Below are 19,523 nucleotides of genomic sequence, written 5' to 3'. Positions count from 1 at the left end.
CTGCGCGCGGCAGTGTTAGAAGATGAAGCCGGTTTCGAGAACTCCGCGCGGCTGATTGGCGCTTTGGCCAGTGGGTCCGAAGGCATCGCCAAGGGTCATGTTCGTCGCATGGACCAGAGCAAATTCCCCACGCATGAAGAACGCATCCTTGTGATAGGTGGGAGTCAGCGTGAGGCCAAAGGCGCCGCTGCCTGGACCATACAGTAAGTTGATGGCCCCGCTCGTTGCGCTTCCGGTGGTCTTGATGTATTCAGGACGAACGGCGAGGGAGAAGCCGCGTTTAAAGTTGTAGGTCGCGAGGACTGCTCCGCCTTTTGTTCCTGCTCCCTGTATGATCCCGATTCTTGCGTTGGTGGGTACGTCGGTCAATTGGAAGTATGGCTGAATGACCCAGTTTCCCTTGGTGTAGGTGTAGATCAGGTTGTAGATCTGCTCGTTGTTCAGGTAGAGAGGAGTCGCTGCGGTGTTTTTAGCGTATGCGCCGGCGTTTCCTCCGGCGATGAACGCGAGGCTGTGCACGGGGTTAAAGGTGTAGGTGGCTGAGCCCCACAACCAGGTGTAGCGATTCGAATAATAGCCGTCGTTCCAGGAGACCGAGAGGGCCAGCTTCTTGTAGGTGTCGTCGAGTTGGATGCCTTTATTGACGGCGTTCTCCTGGTTCCATAGCAGGCCACGCTCGATGTTCATATTCTCGAAGCTGAAGGTGTATTCGGCGCCGATCAGAGTGGGCAGCGCTCCGATCTTGATGTCGTAGTTTCCTTTGACGAGCTTCAAGTATCCCTGCGGAAAGGGGCCGTAGATGTTCTTGACGGTGTCGGAGGTTGAGAGGAATGGCGTTCCAATTGCCGGAAGGTTGTAGGCACCGCCTTGTAAATAAAACTGCCACCATCCGTTGACCTTCTGGACGAAGACCTGTGCGTTACTGACGTCGTAATGAGTGGAGTTGTCGCCTGCGACGTGATCGCCTTCGGTCCATCCCATGCCGCTGAGAATGCCGTTGACGGCTATGCTTCCATTCTCAATCATGTGAGGCGGCGCAAGCTGTAATGGGCCGGACATGGAAGGCATGGCGAGGGGTGTTGGAGCGGCAGGTGCCGGTGCCGCGGCTGGGGCTGCCGGGGCTGGAGATGTGCTCTGCGCAAAGCATGCAGGGAGTGCAATCAGAGCGCAACTGGTCAGTATCGCAATGGCAATTCTCATGTGGGCCTTTTCGTTATGTGTGTGTGGCATCTTTGTCGGTCCTTTCAAAGGGTTGATTGCAGGCGTGGAAGGAGGCACAAAATGCGGTGCGGAAGACACGCAATGAGATAGGTGGCACGTCCTGGGGCCATGGAAATGCAGTGCGGAGCAAAAGACCGCAGCAGATTGTCAGGGCTTGCAGTTTGGGTATAGCACGCTCGTTTTGGGCCGACCTACATCATTCGCGCGTCATCAATGCATTCGATAGTTGTTATCAAAGAAAGTGATTGCGGGATGCGTTCGCTCTGATTTCCATTTCATATTGGCTTCCGTAAGAAGGTCATGAGGAAGTCATAAGAAGTCCGTAAAGTAGCACGAGAAAGTGAGCGTGTGGCGGGTCGATTTCGATAGCTAATCAGGCCGATAAAAAAATCTTTTTCCAGGAAATACAGTCTTGGCACATTCTTCTGCGCTGTGTAGGTTGCAACTATCACGTGTCAATTTTTGCCGTTAATGTCTGACCGGGTAGCCATGAATGCTCTCCGCCGGCACGGCGATAAGTGTCTCCAACCTGTCACTCTCGTCAATTTTTCACGATTCACAGCAGAAGGAGCTCTCTATGCCTAGAACCCTGGATGCAGGTTTACATTTGACCCTTTCACAGAAACTCAGCCGGTTTAGCGATCGGTTGCGCCAGCCGGAGTGGCGCAAATATGGCATGGTCACGCTCGCCGGCAAAGTGCTCGGCGTGGCTGCGGTGCTGTTTCTTGCGCACGCTGTGTCTGATCTGTGCTTTACCAAGGTGTTTGCAGCGGACTCGCCGGTGAAGGCAGCGGACATTGTCAATCCTGTGAATACGGCCTGGACACTGATTGCGGCGTTTCTCGTGTTTGGTATGCAGGTCGGGTTCACGATGCTCGAAGCCGGCTTCTGCCGTTCGCGAGAGACGGTGAACGTGCTGATGGAATGCGTGGTCGATACATGCTTGTGCGGCCTGCTGTTCTATGCGATTGGTTTCGCGTTTATGTTCAGCCATGGCAATGGGTTCATTGGATATCACTGGTTCTTTTTGAAGGACGCGCCTGCAACGTATGAAGGAACGGGCGTGGCGTTCCTGGCCTTCTGGATATTCCAGTTTGCGTTTGCCGATACGTGCTCGACGATTACTTCCGGGGCGATGATCGGGCGCACTGGATTCGTGGGCGATCTGCTTTACAGCGTGGCGGTGTCGGGCTTTATCTATCCGATTATTGGTCACTGGGCCTGGGGGCCGGATGGCTTCCTCGCAACGATGGGTTCTGCCGGATTCTTTCTGCCTGGGCTCGGCCAGAGCTTTCATGACTTCGCCGGATCTACCGTTGTCCACACGATTGGCGGTGTGATTGCGCTTGCCGGTTCGCTTGTACTTGGGCCGCGCCTTGGCAGGAAGTTCAAGCGCGATGGTGGCGGGCCGATGCTTCCGCATGACCTGACGATTGCTGCGTCGGGCGGCTTGCTGCTGTGGTTCGGGTGGTATGGATTCAACCCAGGCAGCACGCTTTCGGCGATGGACTTCGAGGGCATCGGCCGAGTTTCGGCGAACACCACACTGGCTGCATGTGCTGCTGGCCTGACTGCGATGTTTGTTGCGTACTTCATGAGCAAGAAGTGGGACATGAGCTTTACGGTGAACGGCTTCCTTGCCGGCCTGGTCGCGATTACGTGTCCTTGTTACTGGGTCAGCCCGACTGGGGCAATACTCCTGGGGGGTATTGCAGGCATCATCGTAGTTTACGGTGTCGAACTGCTGGAGTGGCTGCGTATCGATGACCCGATCGGCGCGGTGCCGGTGCATGGCATCTGCGGCATCTGGGGGACGCTGTCGCTTGGCCTGTTTGCTGTGGGTAAGTATGGTGCGACCGGACCGATTGCGCCGGACAACAGTGCTCCGCTGAAGGGGCTCTTTTACGGTGGCGGATTGACGCTGCTGAAGGCGCAGTTTATCGGCAGCGCAATTATTACCTGCTCGACGTTTGCGGTTGCGATGCTGGTGATGTGGCTGGTCAATCTGACGGGTACGCTGCGCGTGTCGAAAGAGGGCGAGTTGTATGGCCTCGATCTGCACGAGCATGGTATCTCAGCGTATCCCGAGTATGTCATCACAGCACTTGGAACGCCTACGGGCTCGCATGGCTTGAAGGACTAAGTACTGCTTTCAGAGGACAGCGCAGGCTGTCTCCTGAAAGCTTCATTCTTCGCACGGTGAGAGTAATCCGCTCAACTTAACCCTGTTGGATGAGAGGGAGATATGACGAAGATCGAAGCGATTGTAAGGCCAAGTAAATTTGACCAGATTAAAGAGGCGCTCTCGGAGCTTGGCATCGAGGGGATGACGGTGTCGGAGGTGCGCGGACACGGGCGGCAGAAGGGCCATAGCGAGACCTATCGCGGGCGCGAGTATGAGGTCAGCCTGATTCCCAAACTGCGCATTGAGATCGTCGTTGCCGATAACCGCGTAGAGCAGATTGTGGAGACAATTGCTGCGAACGCGGCGACAGGCGAGATAGGCGATGGCAAGATATTTCTCTTCAAAGCCGCCGATGCTATTCGGATTCGCAACCGTGAACGAGGTGATACGGCGCTGTAGACCTGGCGCGTATTTTGCTAGTCGCGGGATGGGGTGCGGTTCGACGACTCGAAGGGATCGAGCCGCACGCCTCCGATTGCGATCTGTAAAAAAGCTTTGGCTGCGTGGGGAAGGGTCTTTTCCTTCAGGTAGATCAGGCCGAGGTCGCGGGAGACCTTCAGCTCTTCGATTTTGATGATGGCGATGCTGCCGGCTTTTACTTCCGCGTCGATGTTGATGCTTGGCAGGAAGCCGATTCCAAGTCCTGCGAGGATGAATCGCTTCATCAGTTCGCTGCTTTCTACTTCCATGACGGATTTGGGATAGATGTCGTGCATGCGGAAGAGGTTGAGAAAGAGGTCGCGCTGGCGTCCTTGTTTGGGCAGAAGGAACGGGAATTTTACGAGGTCCTTCGGGCCTGGATTCGCGACTGAAGTGAGGGGATGTCCCTTTGGAACGGCGAGCGCGAGTTCGTCGATGTGCAGGGTTTCGACGACGAAGCGTTTGTCGGTGACCGGGAGCGAGACGACGCCGAAGTCGACTTCGCGGGCGAGCAGGGCTTCGATGGTGCGGGCGCGCTCGGCGCGGGCGATTTTGAGGGCGACTTTGGGGAAGTGCTTTTTGAATTCGGCGAAGACATCGGGCAGGACGTAGAGGCTCGTGGACTCCTGGGCGCTGATGGAGATTTCGCCGCGAGGGGAGCGGCGCTGCTCGGAGACCATCAGGAGGAGATGGCGCTGGCAGTCGAGGGCGTGCTCGGCGAAGGGCTCGAAGACGCGGCCTGCGGGGGTGAAGGTGATTTTGCCGCCCTTGCGGTCGAAGAGCCGCTCGCCGACCTCGCGTTCGAGCGAGTGGATCTGCGCGGAGACGGCCGGCTGGGTGATGCGGAGCTTTCTGGCAGCTTTCGAGAAGCTCTTCTGGTGCCAGACCTCAAGGAATGTCTTCAGTTGTTCAAAGTCCATGGGGCTCCGAGTGGGTGGAAGTCGTAATCAAGGCTAGCACTTGCGGATGGGTGCGGCGCTTCCTATCTCGCGGCATTTGCAGTTGGTACCCCCTCCCCGTACTTAAGTACTAAAGTATTAAAAATAAATGGGTTAGGCGTGGGGTACTTCTCTCCTGCCATTCTGCTCCCTGGAGCAAAGGGTTTAGAGATGCGAAGACTCGGGTTGTGTCCGGGGCTTTTGTGTTTGTTATCTGCTATTTCCATTGTAGCCGGGCGGAGAAAACTAAACCGCCAGATTGGAGTGAGTAATTTCTGATTGTTTTGTGGGGGTTGCGGGAGATTTGGGATGCGTGGGGGCTTGACATGGTTTTTTCGATGGGTTCGGCGATTTCTATTGCAAAGATTGCTGATAGAGATTATAGTCGTTAGTCGATATATCGATTTACGACTATGCCAAAGAAAACTCTCGATCCGTTACCCTCGGCTGCCTTCCACATCCTGCTTGCTCTGGTGGATGGGGACCTGCATGGCTATGGGGTGATGCGCCGTGTTGCTGAGCAGACTTCCGGGCGGGTGCGTTTAGGACCGGGGACTTTATACGGTTCAATTCAAACTCTTCTTGAGGCTGGGTACATCGACGAGGTGGAGACGGAGAGTTCGGACCGTCGGCGCTGCTACAGGCTTACTGTTACCGGAGGTAAGCGTGTGCGGGAAGAGACGGAGCGGCTGGAGGAGCTGTTGCGTGTGGCCCGGTCTAAAGGAGTGCTGGAGGGCGGATATGTCTGAGCGAATTTATCTGCTGGTGTTGAAGCTCTATCCTCGGAGGTTTCGCCAGAGCTATGGCGATGAGGCGTTGCATCTGTTTCGAGATCGTATGCGGGATGAGACGGGACTGCTCCGGCGGGTGCGGCTTTGGTTTGATCTGCTGAGCGATCTGGCGGCCATTCATGTGCGTGGATATCACGAGGCGGCTGCGGTTCAGGCGATTGTCCCGGTACAGAGTGGAATTCCGGCGTTCAGTAGTTTGGACGACAGAGCGTTTGACCTTCGGTTTGTACTGATGGGTGCGGTTTTGGCTGTGATCGTCTGCGGCGGGGTGTTCAGGGCGCTGGACTCTGGCGGCGATTTGTCGTTTCGGAGTTCGGTTACGCATGCTGTTGATTCGTCTTCAAAGACGAAGGCGAGCATGGAGTTTTCGTATGAGCCTGCGCATCCTGTTGCCGGATCGGTGGTCCGATTCAGCGCTACGGTAAGCGGAACCGGAAGTGGCCCTGCGCCGACCGGGAGGGTGCGGTTTGTCGATGGATGGATTCCTCTGGCAGATGGCGACCTGGTGCATGGTTCGGTTACGGTTGTGGCGAGGCTGCCGGAGGGGAAAACGTTCCCACTGAATGCGTTTTATCTGGGGGATTCGAACTATGGGCCGGCCATTGCGCTTGAGAGGAATCGTTGAGCGGTGCTCCATTTCGCAGGAGCGCGAAGGGTGGGGCAGCTGGTGGGGGCTTGCATGAGTTGTCCGGCTTGATCTTGGTGTGGGTCGATTGATGTCGGTACGGTGTATGTGTTTCGTGGAAGAGAAAAGCGGTTCGCGCTGTACGCGAATGCCCAATCATGCGGTAAAGCTGCATGATTGGGGCACCCAGAGTATAGGAGTCATTTGGTGCATGGGCCACCCGCCCATGCAATTGTTATTTGGGGCGAAAAGCATCGAAACATTCACGACTATTGTCTTCATACCAGCATGGGGAGGCCACAGACGATGAAGACAGCCACGGCCAAGAGTAGAGAGAGAAAACCAACCTCTCGACGTTGATCTACGAATATCGCTATCACCGCAAACACGATAGACGTGATGCTGCCAAGAATCCACGCAGTGGAAGCGATCGAGACCAGACTGAGCGGAGCAGACGGCCCTGATGAGAAGTGGATGATTAGCACTATGCCCCAAACGGTAATTATCTCCAAAATGCAGGTAACGATTGAAACCGAAGCCGTCTTATGTTTAGACCAAAGCTGAGCAACAAATGTCATTGGCATAGAGTCCTGGCGGGTGGCCCACACATCGAATGAAATCTATACACTGGGTGCCCCATTCATGCAGTTTTATCGCATGATTGGGCATTCGCGCGAGTGCGCGAACCATCTTGTTCAGGGAAATATCTGAGGAATGGTCGGGGCGATTGGATTCGAACCAACGACCCCCTGCTCCCGAAGCAGGTGCGCTACCAGACTGCGCTACGCCCCGACTGTGTATTGCGGATGTCGATGATCTGGAGCGGTTTCCTGAGTCGAATGCCCTGGGAGAGCTTCGAGGTTCGCTGTATCGACTTGCTTAGTTTAGCAGATGCCGACGCTGGTGTGTTGCCGTGGATTCGTCGCTGCGCTGTTGCGGTTGCAAGTGGCGGCAACTATACTAAATGCATGGTGTCGTCGATTCAGCGCGCGTGTTGTTGCCGGATGATCGCTCTCCGGCGCTGTCCCCGCTAGCCGGCACTGTCCCCCTTACAACCCAGACCTTTACCTCAGCAGGCATTCGATTGCGACCTTGGCTGAGATGTAGTTTCCCGGAGCATACGAATGATTGCCCTAGAACCGAATGAAGTCATCCAGCCAGCCCAACTGAACCATCTGCAGGCGTTGGAGGCTGAGAGCATTGCCATTATGCGCGAGGCTGTGGCGGAGTTTGCGCGACCTGTGATGCTGTACTCGATTGGGAAGGACTCGTCAGTGATGCTGCGGCTGGCGCAGAAGGCGTTTTATCCGGGGAAGATTCCGTTTCCGCTGCTGCATGTGGATACGAGCTATAAGTTTCCGGAGATGATCGCGTTTCGGGACAACTATACGAAAGAGATTGGCGCGGAGCTGATTGTGCATCGCAATGAAGAGGCGATTGCGGCGGGGGCGGCTCCGTGGAAGCTGGGGACGCAGAACTGCTGCGGGCTGCTGAAGACGCGCAGCTTGCTGGATGGGTTGGCCGAGGGTGGGTTCGATGCGGCGTTTGGCGGGGCTCGGCGCGATGAGGAGAAGAGCCGCGCGAAGGAGCGGGTTTACAGCTTCCGCGATACGGCGGGGCAGTGGGACCCGAAGAATCAGCGGCCGGAGTTGTGGAGCTTGTACAACTCGCGATTGAGGAAGGGCGAGAGCATTCGCGTGTTTCCGCTTTCGAACTGGACCGAGCTGGACATCTGGCTGTATCTGTATGCGGAGAAGATTCCGATTGTGCCACTGTACTTTGCGAAGGAGCGTCCGCTGGTGGTGCGGGGCGGTGCGATGACGCTGGTGTATGACGACACGAGGTTGTTGCCCGGCGAGAAGGTCGAGACGCTGAAGGTGCGGATGCGCAGCCTGGGCTGTATGCCTTGCACGGGCGCGATCCGCAGCGAGGCGGACACGTTGCCGAAGATTATTGAAGAGCTGATGACGTTTCGGCGGAGCGAGCGGGAGAACCGCGCGATTGACCACGATGAAGAAGGCTCGATGGAAGTGAAGAAGCGGGAGGGCTACTTCTAATGGCGCAGGCGGGAACAGTGGAACAGGTATCTGGCGCGAAGTTTGAGGAGTTTCTTGAGGCGCATCTTGGGCAGGAGATGTTGCGCTTTACGACAGCAGGCAGCGTGGACGATGGCAAGAGCACGCTGATTGGGCGTCTGCTGCACGATACGAAGAGCGTTTACGAAGACCAGTTGGCGGCGGTGAAGAAGAGCCGCGTGAACCGCGCGGCCAATGGGCATGTGGATTTTTCGCTGCTGACTGACGGCCTGAAGGCGGAGCGTGAGCAAGGCATCACGATCGATGTGGCGTATCGCTACTTTTCGACATCGCGGCGGAAGTTCATTATTGCCGACACGCCGGGGCATGAGCAGTACACGCGCAATATGGCGACGGGGGCTTCGACGGCTGATGTTGCTGTGGTGCTGATTGATGCGAATGCGTATCTGAAGCAGGGGAGTTTGCTGCCGCAGTCGCGGCGTCACACGTATATCGCTGCGTTGCTGGGGATTCCGCATGTGGTTGCTGCGGTCAACAAGATGGACCTGATTGCCTACTCGGAGGAGAGCTTTCGGGCGATTCGTAAGGAGTTTCTGGAGCTGGCTGCGCATCTTGGGCTGAAGAGCGTAGAGGTCATTCCGGTGAGTGCGCTGGAGGGCGACAATGTTGTGTCTCCCAGTAAGGTCATGACCTGGTACGAGGGGCCGACGCTGCTGGAGTATCTGGAGACTGTGCCTTTGCGCGTGGATGAGACCGGCGGGTCGATGCGGTTCCCAGTGCAATTGGTGCAGCGGCCGGATGCGAACTTCCGCGGGTTTGCGGGGCAGGTGGCGCGTGGTGTGCTTCGTGCCGGCGAGCGTGTGGTGGCGCTTCCTTCGATGCGTGAGACGACTGTGAAGCGCATTGTGACGTATGACGGTGATCTTGAGGTGGCCGCTCATCCGCAGAGCGTTACGGTGGAACTGGCTGATGAGATTGACCTGAGCCGTGGTGAGATGCTGATTGCTGCTGGGGAGCAGTTGCCGCGCATCAACCGGCACTTCCGCGCGATGGTGGTGTGGATGCACGAGACGCCGCTGGTGGTGGGCAGAACGTATGTGGCGAAGCACACGACGCGGACGGTGCGAGCTACGGTGCGGGCGATTCGGTATCGCGTGGATGTAAATTCGCTTGCGCAGGTGGATGCGGTGCAATTGGCGATGAATGAGATCGCCGAGGTGGAGTTTGAGACGAACCTGCCGCTGTTCTTCGATCCGTATGCTGAGAACCGTGCGACTGGCGCGATGATCCTGATCGACGGCCTGACGAACGCGACGGTGGGCGCGGCGATGATCGTCGATGCGGTGGATGGTGTTGAGGATTCCGACTCGCGTGCGACGCTGGTGGTTGTTCCTGGGCGTGCGGAACTTGCGAAGCAATTGGTGGGCGAGCTGCATCTATTAGGGCAGAGGGCTGTGAGCATTGATGATTCGCTGATTCCAGAAGATGCTGTTGCTGGCGTTGCGCGGGCTTTGCAGCTGGCCGGTGTGGTTGCGGTTACGGCGCGCAAACTGGATGCGGCGACGGTGGCGGCGATTGAGAAGTTTGCCGGTGACGATCTGGTGCTCGGCGAAGGACTGGACGATGCCGAGGTGTTGAGGAGAGTGACACGGTGATTGAGAGCGCGGTCGATTACGAGACGTTGACGGCGGAGAAGCTGGTGGATGAAGTGGTGCGTAACGCCCAGCGGGGAAGTGTGTGCTTCACGAGCAGCTTTCAGACCGAGGACATGGTCGTGCTCGACCTGCTGCGGAAGCGAGTGCCGGATGTGCCGGTGATCTTTCTGGAGACCGGATATCACTTCAAGGAAGTGATCGATTATCGCGACCGCATGGTGAAGGAGTGGGGGCTGAATCTCGTCAATGCGATGCCAGCGACGACGAAGGAAGAGCATGAGAAGCAGTTTGGGTTGCTCTACATTGTGCAGCCGACGCAGTGCTGCCAGATTCGCAAGGTTGAGCCGCTGATGCGGTCGCTGGAGCCGTTCGACTGGTGGTTTACCGGGCTCAGGCGTGAGCAGTCGCCGACGCGTGCGGGGTTGAAGAAGGTTGAAAATCACACGACGCCTACGGGCAAGCACATGAAGAAGATCAGCGTGCTTGCGGACTGGACGTGGAACGACGTGACGAAGTATGCCGAGGAGCATGGGATTCCGCAGCTTGAGCTTTATGCGCGCGGATATACGAGCATCGGCTGCGAGCCCTGCACGGCTATTCCAGAGGCTGGGGCTGATCCGCGCAGCGGGCGCTGGGGTGGGAAGAAGCTGGAGTGCGGCATTCACACATTTTCTGAAAAGAGCTAGTGCCGTTCTCTTCCAGACGCACTGTGGCATCCGAAGCGGAACGCAGATTCCCTTCGGGAATGACAAACAGAGAGATCTATATCTGGCTCTAGCGGCAAGGTGCCGTTGCGGCCTGGCGCGGCATCTCCTCGCACTTGAAAAGGCGTAATCTTGGTACATGATTGAGCGGCGGCGCATTGTGCGGCTGTGGCGTCAGGGCGGTTTAACTGCTCTGGTAACGCTGGTGCGTGCGGTGGGCTCGAGCTATCGACGACCGGGTGCGCGGTTGCTGCTGGGTGCAACGGGTGAGTATGCCGGGACGATCAGTGGAGGATGCCTGGAGGCGGAGATCGTCCGCAAGGCTGCCTGGATGGTTCGCGATGGCGCGGTGGTGGAGCGCTACTCGACGATGTTTGACGACACGGCTGAGGTGCCGTTTGGCCTGGGATGTGGCGGTGTCGTTGATTTGCTGGTTGAAGCTGCGGGCACGGCTGAGTTCGAGGCACTGATGATGGCGATGGAGCGGTCGCTTGCTGGCGAGATCAGCACGGTTGTGACGTGGTTGCCAGGCGATGGGCGTGCTCTGCGGCGTGTGGTGCTGCGCGATGGGACGGTGGAGTTTGCGAGTGAGGGACTGGGAGAGAAGAAACTCGCTTGTGCCCATGGGTTGCGTGCCGGCGAGGAACATGAGGGTCGCTTTGTCGAGGAGCTGGACGCTCCGCAGCGGTTGTTTGTGCTGGGTGCGGGAGATGATGCGAAGCCGCTGGTGAAGATCGCGTCGTTGCTTGGGTGGACTGTGATTGTGGCGGATGGGCGCGGGCAGTTGGCGAGAGCGGATCGTTTTCCTGAGGCGGAGCGGGTGGTTTGTACCGGGGATACGGGCATTGCGCGGCTAGGGATTCATGCGGATGATGCCGTCGTGGTGATGACGCATAGTTATGAACAGGACCGTGGGATTCTGAAGGCGCTGTTGCCGGTGCGTCCGCGCTATATGGGATTGCTGGGAGCGCGGCACAGAAGTTCGCTGCTGCTGAGCGAAGCTGCGGAGGCCCTGGGGTGCAGTGTCGCGGAGTGTTGTGACGGGTTGTTTGCTCCGGTTGGGCTGGACCTGGGCGGTGATGGCGCGGAGGCGATTGCACTTGCCGTGATGGCTGAGGTTCACGCGGTATGCCAGGGTAAGATGGGCGCGGCGCGGAGGCTTTCGGCAGAGGATGTGTCGCGGTATCTGGAGCAAGGCGGGGCTTCGCGATATTTGCGGACACATTGTGCGCTGGATGGCAGATGACGACACGCAAGACGGCTGCGGTGATCGTAGCTGCGGGAGCCTCGATGCGCTTTGGCTCTCCTAAACAACTTGCTCGGCTGGATGGCGAAGCGCTGCTGGAGCGTGCGGTGCGGGTGGCGCGCGAGGCTGGCTGCCGACCTGTTGTGGTGGTGCTAGGGGCTTCAGCGGAGCTGATTCGAGCACAGTGTTTGTTGGAAGATGCAGTCGTCATCGTCCATGAAGATTGGGCTTCGGGGATGGGAGGCTCGATCGGTTGTGGCGTGCGCGCTTTGTACGATGTGGATGGGTGCGTTGTGATGACGTGCGATATGCCTGCGGTGACGCCGGAGCATCTACGACTGCTGATGACGACGGGAGAAACGATGGCTTCAGCTTATGCCGGGCGGCATGGCGTGCCTGCATATTTTCCTGCTGATCGTTTTGCCGAGTTAGCGCAACTGCACGGGGACTCAGGTGCGCGGGAGATGTTGCGCAATGTGCAGAGTGTGGAGTTGGTGGGTGGCGAGCTGGATATAGATACTCCCGAGGATTTAGCGAGCGTGGCTGGCCGGACGTCTTCTGCGTTGTAGCGCGCAAAATTCTTCAAGCAGATTGGTGGCTGGGGTGGAGCGATATCGTTTGCTCAATCAAGCCGGACGTGCGGATTTGCCCGATGTTTTCGTTTGTCTGCCAGGTTTGCTTGCTTTGGATGGCGCGACTGCAGCGATGAGTCGATTTGCGATGGGTGATCCGAGACCGGTGCAGGCGTCCCAGCCGGGACCGGCAGAGAATGCTCCGTTGTTGCCGGAAGTGACGTCTCGGAAGGCAGATTGGGAATTGGCTTTATATATCTGCGGCTGGAGAAACCCCGCGGACTTTCCATTTTGAGCATTTGCGACGGCGATCAATCCGGCCCAGAGAGGAGCTACGGCGCTTGTGCCTCCGATGACGAGGCTTTGACCGTCGACGAGAACGTTGTAGCCGGTGGATGGATCCGCGTTTCCGGCGACATCGGGAACGCCGCGTCCGCCAGCGCTTGTTGTGGGTTTGGGAACGTTCGCTCCGGTCTGCCATGTGGGCAGCGCGAAGACGTTGCTGACGCCTCCGCCCGTTGCGCCTTCGTTGGAAGACAGCTCATTCCATACAACCTCGGAGGAGATAGTGGAGCCGTTGCCTTCGAGCTTCGTTCCGCCACACCCGAGGACATGTGGGCTGGAGGCGGGGAAGTCAACGTTGTTTCCTGTTCCGCCGTCGGTGGAGCCGTTGTCGCCGGCGGCAACCGTGATGGTGATGCCGAGCGCGGCGGCAGCCTGGCAGGCAGAGTCGAGCGCAGTCATTGCCTGCTGGGTCCAATTCGCTTCAGCCGAGCCCCAGCTGATGGAGATGACGCTGGGATTGTTTGCGGAATCGTGCACGGCCGTGGTGACGGCGTCCACGAAGCCTTGATCTGTATTGGGCGCAAAATAGACGGCGATGTTTGCGCCTGGCGCGACTGCGGCAGCGACTTCGATGTCGAGCATGACCTCGCCGTCGGCGCTATTCGCATTCGATGGCGAATTTTTGCCTCCATCCACTGAGACGGCGGTGACTTTCGGGGTGGTTTGTCCGAGCGATTTGAAGTAGGAGGCCAGGTCGGTAGTTCGATAACCTCCGCCAAGTTCGATGATGCCGATCGTTTGTCCTTTGGCCGTTGCATTCGCGGGGAATTGGTAGAGCTGCGCAATCTGTGGCGGAGTGTAGGATGTGCTGGCTGAGGCGGCGGGGAGTGCGTGCGGAGTAGCGAAGCCTGTGCCCTGCGCTGCGCGGGCTGCCGCATTTCCTCTCTCTCCAGCGATGCGGAAGTGCGGCTCGGCCTGCGGTCGATTGTCGAGGCCGAGGACTGCTTCGACGTGACCGGCGAGCTCTGCGGGCAGAGTGATACTGCCTTCGCGGACACGGTAGGTATTGCCCTGGAAGCTTCGATGCGTGAGTGTGACGCCAAAGGCGCGCTCGAAGTTGGCGACGGTCCCGGTGAGCTTCACGGTGCGGCATTCGGGGGCAGGAGTATCCGGCGAGATGGTAAGCCCGTATTCTTTGGCGAAGGAACGTATGAGTTTGACGGTGCCAGAGTCGGCTCCATATTGCTGGCGAAACTTGGCGCGAGTCAAACGCTTCGCGCCAAGGAAATTAGCGACTTTGAGCTGTTGCCTGCATTTAACGATGATCGAGACGGTGATTTTTTTACCGGGAGACAGCGGCACTTCGGCTGGCTGGTTTGTAAGTGGTGCTTTCTCACTTCCGGGGAGGACGATGCGGGGCTGGGAGATGGCGCGGGGTGTCGATTTTCTGGTTGCCATGTTGTGCCTCAGGAGTGTGAGATGCAGCCTGAGGGGTTTGAAACTGCCTGTCTTCGGGGATTTGCCCTTGTGAGGACGATGGAGCGGAACAGAGGCTGAGTGATTGCTATAGACAGATGTTGTTTTCGTACTTGAAAATACTGTTTCAGCGGAAAATTCTGGAAACGCCGGGACCGGAAGGAGAGCCAAGTGGCGGAGAAGATCGATGCACATCATCATCTGTGGAGGTACACGGCTGATGAGTACGGCTGGATCGATGAATCCATGCAGAAGCTGAGGCGCGATTTTCTGCCTGAGGATCTCGTGCAGGAGATGAAGGCTGCTGGGGTCGACGGGGCTGTTGCGGTACAGGCGCGACAGACTCTGGATGAGACGCGTTGGTTGCTGGATCTTGCAGATGAGTGTGCGGCGATTCGGGGCGTGGTGGGTTGGGCTCCGATTGCGGGCGAAGACTTCCCTGCGGTTATGGAGGAGTTTGAGGACAGGCCAAAGTTGAAGGGGCTGCGGCATGTCATTCAAGGCGAGAAGGATGAGCATTACATTTTGCGAGCGGACTTCAACGCCGGTATCCGCTCCATGCAGGGCAGCGGCCTGGTATATGACATTCTGATTTACGAGAGGCATTTGCCTCAGACGATCGAGTTTGTAGAAGAGTATCCGGAACAGGTATTTGTGCTTGATCACGTGGCCAAGCCACTTATTCGCGAAAGCGTGATGGAGCCGTGGGCTGCTCGGATGCGGGAGTTAGCGAAGCGGGAAAATGTTTGGTGCAAGGTCTCGGGAATGGTCACGGAGGCCGATTGGGCAGCATGGGGGCCGGAAACACTGCGTCCGTATCTCGACCTAGTGGTTGAGGCGTTTGGAGTAAAGCGGTTGATGGCGGGATCAGACTGGCCAGTTTGTCTGGTGGCGAGTGAGTATGGGCGGTGGTTCGAGGTGCTCCACCAATACTTCGCACAATTCACCCAGGATGAGCAGGACGCGGTGTTTGGTGAGACTGCGGCACAGGTTTACAGGCTTTAGACAGGAAGAGGATTGGATGAAGGCGTTTCGTTTGGATGGGCCGGGCACAGCGACTGTAGTGAATATGCAGGAGACCTCGGTCGAGGCGGGAGAAGTTCTGTTGCGCGTGAAGATGGTTGGGATGTGCGGAACGGACCTCAATACGTTTCGTGGACGCAACGCGATGGTGACATTTCCGCGAGTGCCGGGACATGAGGTTGCGGCGGAGGTTGTTACGGGCGGAGGCGATCTGGCGGCGGGGACTTTGGTGACGATGTCTCCTTACACAAACTGTGGCAAGTGCGCTGCTTGCAGGCGCGGACGTGCCAATGCTTGTCAGTTCAACGAGACGATGGGCGTGCAGCGCGATGGGGCGATGATGGAATATATCAGTGTGCCGCGGTCGAAGCTCTATCCAGCGCGTCTTTCTGTGAAGGAGCTTTGCCTGGTTGAGCCGCTGACGGTGGGCTTTCACGCCGCGGCGCGTGGACGTGTCGTGCGCGAAGACACTGTTGCTGTCTTCGGCTGTGGTGGGGTGGGTTTGGGTGCGATTGCTTCGGCTGCGTTTCGCGGAGCTGAGACGATTGCGATTGATATGGATGACGCGAAGCTCGAAGTTGCGCGGAAGGCAGGCGCAAAGCACGTGATTCACGCGAAGAATGAAGACCTGCACGAGCGCTTGACTGCGATTACAGGTGGCCAGGGGCCGGATGTGATGATTGAGGCGATTGGCCTGCCGGAGACGTTTCGGGCTGCGGTTGAAGAGGCCGCTTTTACCGGAAGGGTCGTCTACATCGGCTATGCAAAGGAGCCGGTGGCTTACGAGACGAGGCTGTTTGTCCAAAAAGAACTCGACATTCTCGGCTCGCGGAATGCGCTTCCGGAGGACTTTCGTGAAGTGATTCGCATGTTGGAGGCGGGACGCTTTCCCGTGGAAGATGCGGTGAGCGCTGTGGTTGGAATCGAAGACGCCGGCAGAATGCTGGCGGAGTGGAGCGCGGCTCCGGCGAAGTTTACCAAGATTATGGTGGAGGTTGGTTGAGATGCAGATTTCAGCGCCGGTGACGAAGACTGGAGAGCGGTCAGACGGAAGAAGGCACCCTGTCTTTCCAGTGGGGCACATGTGGCCGTTTGTTCTTGTGACAGTGCTGTTCTTTCTATGGGGCATGTCGAACAACCTCACTGACATTCTGGTGCAGCAGTTCAGGAAGTCATTCGAGTTGTCGCAGTTCAGCGCGCAACTGGTGCAGACGGCTAATTTTTTTGGCTACTTCTGCCTGGCGATTCCTGCGGCTTTGCTGATGCGGCGATGGGGATACAAGGTCGGCATGGTGACCGGGTTGGTGCTGTTTGGTACAGGGATGATCCTGTTCTGGCCAGCGGCGGCAAGTGGACAATATGCTCCGTTTTTGATTGCGTTGTTTACCGTTGGCGGGGGCGCTTCGATTCTGGAGACGGCTGCGAATCCATTTATCGCACAGTTTGGCGATCCAGTGACTTCAGAGCAGAGGCTTAATTTTTCGCAGGCGTTTAATCCTCCGGGAACAATTACCGGAGTCATTATTGGGACGTACTTTATCTTCTCTGGTGTCGAGAAGACGCCAGTGCAGGTGGCCGCGATGAAGGCTGCCGGGACCTATCATGCGTATCTGCACTCGGAGCTGCTGCGTGTCGTGCCAACGTATCTTACGTTCGGTGCGATTGTTCTGCTCTGTGCGGTGGTCCTTGGGCTGACAAAGATTCCTCCGATTACGTCGGAGCACGAAGGCGAGGGTGAGGACCATGGCAGTTTTGCTGAACTGGCCCGGCAGCCGCTTATCTGGATCGCGGTTGTGGCGAACTTCTGCAATGTCGGCGCGCAGATATCCTCGTGGAGCATGCTGATTCCTTATATGAAGCAGTACACGGTGGTAAGTGAGAGGACAGCAGCGCATTACCTGACCGCAGTTTTGATTTCAATGGCGGTTGGCCGGTTTGTCTCGACGCCGCTGATGCGCTACATCAGGCCGAGCCTGATGTTGGCGATCTACGGTGTCTTCAATGCGGTACTGATGTTGCTTGCGGTAGCGCGTCCCGGTATGGTGGGCGCGTGGGCTGTGGTCGCAAGTGGGTTCTTCATCTCGGTGATGTATCCGACGATCTTCGCGCTGGGATTGAAGGGGCTTGGCAGGAATACAAAACTGGGCGGCTCTCTGCTGGTGATGGCGATTGTTGGTGGCGCTATCTTTCCGCCTATTGGCGGTCTGATTGCGAAGCACACGGGAGGTTGGGCGCTGGGATATGTGGTGCCCATGGCCGGATTTATCGGCGTGGCGATCTACGGATTCTTTCAGGCGACACGGCGAACGCTTCTTTCAGGACCTGCTTATTAGCGAGTGATCAAAAGTGCCGAAGATTATCCGGGCGCGTAGCCTTGTAGCCGGTGTCCGAGGGGATGTGCTCGAAATCGAGGTCCACATTTTTCTCAAGCGAGCGGCTCACGATGTCGCGCGAACCGAGGCCGACGGCTAGCGCAAGCGTGAGGACAATTCCTCCGAAGAGAATGCCGAAGGCCAGCTCGACTACGATGCCTCCGATCTGAAGATGATCGAGCACCATCGCGGCAGTGAGAACGAGGACAAGCCATTTGACTCCGAGCGAAAGGAAGCGCGCGTATTGGAGCTTCGCATTGACGGCCCCAATGAGCACTGAGCGGGAAAGGTAGCGCGCGATGACGCTGCCCACGATCAAAAGCACGATGGCGCCCACAACACGGGTGAGGTATGGAAAGACCATCAGAGAGAGTTGCTGATCGCCTGGATATGCGGCGTCGAACGCAGAGACGCCAACGAAGCAGCCGATCACGACGCAGGCCCAGAAGGCGATGCGCGTGGCAAGCAGCGTCGGACTGTGAGATGGTACCCATCCAGAGGTGGAAAGGACGGGGTGGCGGGCGATCTGTTCATCGAATTTCAGGGCGATAAGGACGCGATGAAGCAGAGCCGCAACACCTGCTCCAATGAGCGTGAGCAGGACGATGGCGACGAGAAGTGCCAGGAGGCCAGGAAGGAAACGGGCCAGTGTAACGAGCACTTGATGGGCGGATTGGTTTAACGCGAGTTCAACTTGTTGCCACATAGGGTGTACCTCGATGTCGAGTCTTAGGGAGTGAAGCGGTCCGGCCAGCGCCAGCGAGAGACGAGATATGGTTTGTCGCTCTCGAATGCTGCAGCCTGCTCCTGTATGTGCTGCTCGGGAGTGATGCTGTTGCTAGTCAGAATGAGATGGGAGGCTGCCCATGCAAGATAAAGCGGCGTGAGCGCGCCGAGAAGGTGATTCCGGTTGATGGTGCGGAGACGATAACCCAGGATGAAATCGTAGACGATGCGGGTCCAGAGGCTATACGGCATGTTGAAGTTGGCTGTGGGCGAAGCATTCAGTCTCTTAAGGCCTAGAAGAGAGTTGGGCGTAAGAATAAGCGACCAGATCTCATGCAGGTTGGTGTAAGCAAAGTGGAAAGCCTCAATCATGGAATTGACGTCGGCAGATCCTTCGGCCAACGCTACATCGCGAAGCGGAGCAGAACTGTACTGCAGGCTGCGCGCGCGTTGCCAGAAGCTGGCCTTGATTTCGATCTCGCTGAAAAGTGAGCCAGCAATCAAGCCGAGTAGTGAATTGAGGTCGGACGGTACAGGCTGCGGTAACGCGCGTGTGCCTACGTTGGTTTCCGCCATGGAGAAGTTGGCTGTAGCGGCTTCGATGACGGGCCAGACGAACGAGTCAGGCTGATTTGCAGATGTAAACTTCTGCGCCGCCCCGGCGAGCCGGGTTGCCATGCGTTTTGAAAGGCCGAGATCGATTGCGAGTGGAAAACGTGGCCGTGTTCCGAAGAGCGCGCGCGTGACAGGGTAGAGGATGGCGGAGTTGACGAGGCCATCGTGAGGCCCCAAATCATAGCGTGCAACTGCCAGATCGTATGAAGCTGCTGTTTCGGCGAGAGCACGAACAGCCTCAGGTTGCAGGGTGTGTGACTCCGCGCCCAGCAGCAGGCAGGTGGTTGCTCCGTGCTCTTCGATGAGCTTTGATGCATTGACATAGTCGGCAGCAGTCAATACCCATGAGGCATTTGGAGATGCTGCCTGAGGGTAAGGGATCACGCTCAACGGGCCTCCTGACGACATATCCGGTACGTTGTCGGGGGCGGCTACAAGAACGCTTTGGTTTGGGAAGGCAAGGGCGAAGTTGGCGAGCTCCGCCTCAAGCGCGGTGAGGGGCATCGCGGTCAGATAAATGAGAAGACTTCCTGTGGCTGGATTGGAAGCTTCCTGGGCGGCATCGAAATTGGTCTGAGTAGAGGCCATGGATTTGTCTTGAACCTTCCGGGAGTTCGCTTTTACCCCGTGTGG

General features: G+C 57.6%; 17 protein-coding genes and 1 tRNA gene. 12 read left to right on the top strand and 6 right to left on the bottom strand.

Annotated elements, in window-relative coordinates; genetic code table 11:
• Nucleotides 1-15 precede the first annotated feature (15 nt).
• Nucleotides 16-1,200 carry an outer membrane beta-barrel protein gene (locus IEX36_RS07700; RefSeq protein WP_188758709.1) on the bottom strand — a complete coding sequence of 395 codons (1,185 nt, stop codon included), beginning with the start codon at nucleotides 1,198-1,200 and terminating at the stop codon, nucleotides 16-18.
• Between the two features lie 598 nt (nucleotides 1,201-1,798).
• Between IEX36_RS07700 and IEX36_RS07695 the strand changes: the two genes are divergently transcribed.
• Both IEX36_RS07695 and IEX36_RS07690 read left to right on the top strand, forming a co-directional pair.
• On the top strand, nucleotides 1,799-3,364 hold the full coding sequence (locus IEX36_RS07695) for an ammonium transporter (protein WP_188758707.1): 1,566 nt from the start codon (nucleotides 1,799-1,801) through the stop codon (nucleotides 3,362-3,364).
• A gap of 102 nt (nucleotides 3,365-3,466) precedes the next feature.
• On the top strand, nucleotides 3,467-3,805 hold the full coding sequence (locus tag IEX36_RS07690) for a P-II family nitrogen regulator (RefSeq protein WP_188758705.1): 339 nt from the start codon (nucleotides 3,467-3,469) through the stop codon (nucleotides 3,803-3,805).
• Between the two features lie 17 nt (nucleotides 3,806-3,822).
• On the opposite strand, the gene IEX36_RS07685 is transcribed toward IEX36_RS07690, so the two are convergent.
• Nucleotides 3,823-4,746, bottom strand: coding sequence for a LysR substrate-binding domain-containing protein (locus tag IEX36_RS07685; protein WP_188758703.1), 924 nt, complete (start codon nucleotides 4,744-4,746; stop codon nucleotides 3,823-3,825).
• A gap of 431 nt (nucleotides 4,747-5,177) precedes the next feature.
• Here IEX36_RS07685 and IEX36_RS07680 point away from each other — a divergent pair, with 431 nt between their 5' ends.
• Both IEX36_RS07680 and IEX36_RS07675 read left to right on the top strand, forming a co-directional pair.
• Nucleotides 5,178-5,513, top strand: coding sequence for a PadR family transcriptional regulator (locus IEX36_RS07680; RefSeq protein WP_188758702.1), 336 nt, complete (start codon nucleotides 5,178-5,180; stop codon nucleotides 5,511-5,513).
• Nucleotides 5,506-6,180, top strand: coding sequence for an Ig-like domain-containing protein (locus IEX36_RS07675; protein ID WP_188758700.1), 675 nt, complete (start codon nucleotides 5,506-5,508; stop codon nucleotides 6,178-6,180). Before IEX36_RS07680 ends, IEX36_RS07675 begins: the two co-directional genes overlap by 8 nt.
• A 715-nt stretch (nucleotides 6,181-6,895) precedes the next feature.
• On the opposite strand, the gene IEX36_RS07670 is transcribed toward IEX36_RS07675, so the two are convergent.
• Nucleotides 6,896-6,972, bottom strand: a tRNA-Pro gene (locus tag IEX36_RS07670).
• 332 nt (nucleotides 6,973-7,304) lie between these two features.
• On the opposite strand from IEX36_RS07670, the gene cysD reads away from it, so the two are divergent.
• From cysD to IEX36_RS07645, 5 genes are all read left to right on the top strand, one after another.
• A complete protein-coding gene (gene cysD, locus IEX36_RS07665) occupies nucleotides 7,305-8,237 on the top strand; it encodes a sulfate adenylyltransferase subunit CysD (protein ID WP_188758698.1) in 933 nt (310 codons plus the stop codon).
• Entirely contained in the window at nucleotides 8,237-9,871 is a 1,635-nt protein-coding gene (gene cysN / locus IEX36_RS07660) for a sulfate adenylyltransferase subunit CysN (RefSeq protein WP_188758696.1), read from the top strand. The genes cysD and cysN overlap by 1 nt, the downstream gene beginning before the upstream one ends.
• Nucleotides 9,868-10,557 (top strand): phosphoadenylyl-sulfate reductase, encoded by a 690-nt coding sequence (locus IEX36_RS07655; RefSeq protein WP_188758695.1) that lies wholly within the window; start codon nucleotides 9,868-9,870, stop codon nucleotides 10,555-10,557. Before cysN ends, IEX36_RS07655 begins: the two co-directional genes overlap by 4 nt.
• Nucleotides 10,558-10,714: 157 nt before the next feature.
• Nucleotides 10,715-11,821, top strand: coding sequence for an XdhC family protein (locus IEX36_RS07650; RefSeq protein WP_188758694.1), 1,107 nt, complete (start codon nucleotides 10,715-10,717; stop codon nucleotides 11,819-11,821).
• Complete coding sequence (locus IEX36_RS07645) at nucleotides 11,818-12,390, top strand: nucleotidyltransferase family protein (protein WP_188758692.1); 573 nt, start codon at nucleotides 11,818-11,820, stop codon at nucleotides 12,388-12,390. The genes IEX36_RS07650 and IEX36_RS07645 overlap by 4 nt, the downstream gene beginning before the upstream one ends.
• Before the next feature lie 57 nt (nucleotides 12,391-12,447).
• Here the strand turns inward: IEX36_RS07645 and IEX36_RS07640 are convergent, their stop codons facing one another.
• Nucleotides 12,448-14,136, bottom strand: coding sequence for a S53 family peptidase (locus tag IEX36_RS07640; protein ID WP_188758690.1), 1,689 nt, complete (start codon nucleotides 14,134-14,136; stop codon nucleotides 12,448-12,450).
• A 189-nt stretch (nucleotides 14,137-14,325) separates the two neighbouring features.
• Between IEX36_RS07640 and IEX36_RS07635 the strand changes: the two genes are divergently transcribed.
• The 3 genes from IEX36_RS07635 to fucP are packed head-to-tail and all read left to right on the top strand — an operon-like array spanning nucleotide 14,326 to nucleotide 17,510.
• Entirely contained in the window at nucleotides 14,326-15,159 is an 834-nt protein-coding gene (locus IEX36_RS07635; protein WP_188758688.1) for an amidohydrolase family protein, read from the top strand.
• Nucleotides 15,160-15,175: 16 nt separating this feature from the next.
• Nucleotides 15,176-16,180 (top strand): zinc-binding alcohol dehydrogenase family protein, encoded by a 1,005-nt coding sequence (locus IEX36_RS07630; RefSeq protein ID WP_188758686.1) that lies wholly within the window; start codon nucleotides 15,176-15,178, stop codon nucleotides 16,178-16,180.
• A 1-nt stretch (nucleotide 16,181) separates the two neighbouring features.
• Nucleotides 16,182-17,510: an L-fucose:H+ symporter permease gene (fucP, locus tag IEX36_RS07625; RefSeq protein ID WP_229668786.1), complete on the top strand. Its 1,329-nt coding sequence runs from the start codon at nucleotides 16,182-16,184 to the stop codon at nucleotides 17,508-17,510.
• A 7-nt stretch (nucleotides 17,511-17,517) separates the two neighbouring features.
• On the opposite strand, the gene IEX36_RS07620 is transcribed toward fucP, so the two are convergent.
• The gene (locus IEX36_RS07620; protein WP_188758684.1) at nucleotides 17,518-18,255 is read right to left on the bottom strand and encodes a mechanosensitive ion channel family protein; all 738 of its coding nucleotides are present in this window, start codon (nucleotides 18,253-18,255) and stop codon (nucleotides 17,518-17,520) included.
• A gap of 23 nt (nucleotides 18,256-18,278) precedes the next feature.
• Nucleotides 18,279-19,478, bottom strand: a complete 1,200-nt coding sequence (locus tag IEX36_RS07615; protein ID WP_188758682.1) for a hypothetical protein — start codon at nucleotides 19,476-19,478, stop codon at nucleotides 18,279-18,281.
• Between the last annotated feature and the right edge of the window lie 45 nt (nucleotides 19,479-19,523).

This window comes from Edaphobacter acidisoli, from assembly GCF_014642855.1.
Lineage (GTDB): Bacteria > Acidobacteriota > Terriglobia > Terriglobales > Acidobacteriaceae > Edaphobacter > Edaphobacter acidisoli.
This window is presented reverse-complemented; position numbering and strand designations above follow the sequence as displayed.

Excerpts from the sequence above, each read along its gene's own strand:
- IEX36_RS07700 (WP_188758709.1), bottom strand. The coding sequence starts at position 1,200 with ATGAGAATTGCCATTGCGATACTGACCAGTTGCGCTCTGATTGCACTC.
- IEX36_RS07695 (WP_188758707.1), top strand. The coding sequence starts at position 1,799 with ATGCCTAGAACCCTGGATGCAGGTTTACATTTGACCCTTTCACAGAAA.
- IEX36_RS07690 (WP_188758705.1), top strand. The coding sequence starts at position 3,467 with ATGACGAAGATCGAAGCGATTGTAAGGCCAAGTAAATTTGACCAGATT.
- IEX36_RS07685 (WP_188758703.1), bottom strand. The coding sequence starts at position 4,746 with ATGGACTTTGAACAACTGAAGACATTCCTTGAGGTCTGGCACCAGAAG.
- IEX36_RS07680 (WP_188758702.1), top strand. The coding sequence starts at position 5,178 with ATGCCAAAGAAAACTCTCGATCCGTTACCCTCGGCTGCCTTCCACATC.
- IEX36_RS07675 (WP_188758700.1), top strand. The coding sequence starts at position 5,506 with ATGTCTGAGCGAATTTATCTGCTGGTGTTGAAGCTCTATCCTCGGAGG.
- cysD (WP_188758698.1), top strand. The coding sequence starts at position 7,305 with ATGATTGCCCTAGAACCGAATGAAGTCATCCAGCCAGCCCAACTGAAC.
- cysN (WP_188758696.1), top strand. The coding sequence starts at position 8,237 with ATGGCGCAGGCGGGAACAGTGGAACAGGTATCTGGCGCGAAGTTTGAG.
- IEX36_RS07650 (WP_188758694.1), top strand. The coding sequence starts at position 10,715 with ATGATTGAGCGGCGGCGCATTGTGCGGCTGTGGCGTCAGGGCGGTTTA.
- IEX36_RS07645 (WP_188758692.1), top strand. The coding sequence starts at position 11,818 with ATGACGACACGCAAGACGGCTGCGGTGATCGTAGCTGCGGGAGCCTCG.
- IEX36_RS07640 (WP_188758690.1), bottom strand. The coding sequence starts at position 14,136 with ATGGCAACCAGAAAATCGACACCCCGCGCCATCTCCCAGCCCCGCATC.
- IEX36_RS07630 (WP_188758686.1), top strand. The coding sequence starts at position 15,176 with ATGAAGGCGTTTCGTTTGGATGGGCCGGGCACAGCGACTGTAGTGAAT.
- fucP (WP_229668786.1), top strand. The coding sequence starts at position 16,182 with ATGCAGATTTCAGCGCCGGTGACGAAGACTGGAGAGCGGTCAGACGGA.
- IEX36_RS07620 (WP_188758684.1), bottom strand. The coding sequence starts at position 18,255 with ATGTGGCAACAAGTTGAACTCGCGTTAAACCAATCCGCCCATCAAGTG.
- IEX36_RS07615 (WP_188758682.1), bottom strand. The coding sequence starts at position 19,478 with ATGGCCTCTACTCAGACCAATTTCGATGCCGCCCAGGAAGCTTCCAAT.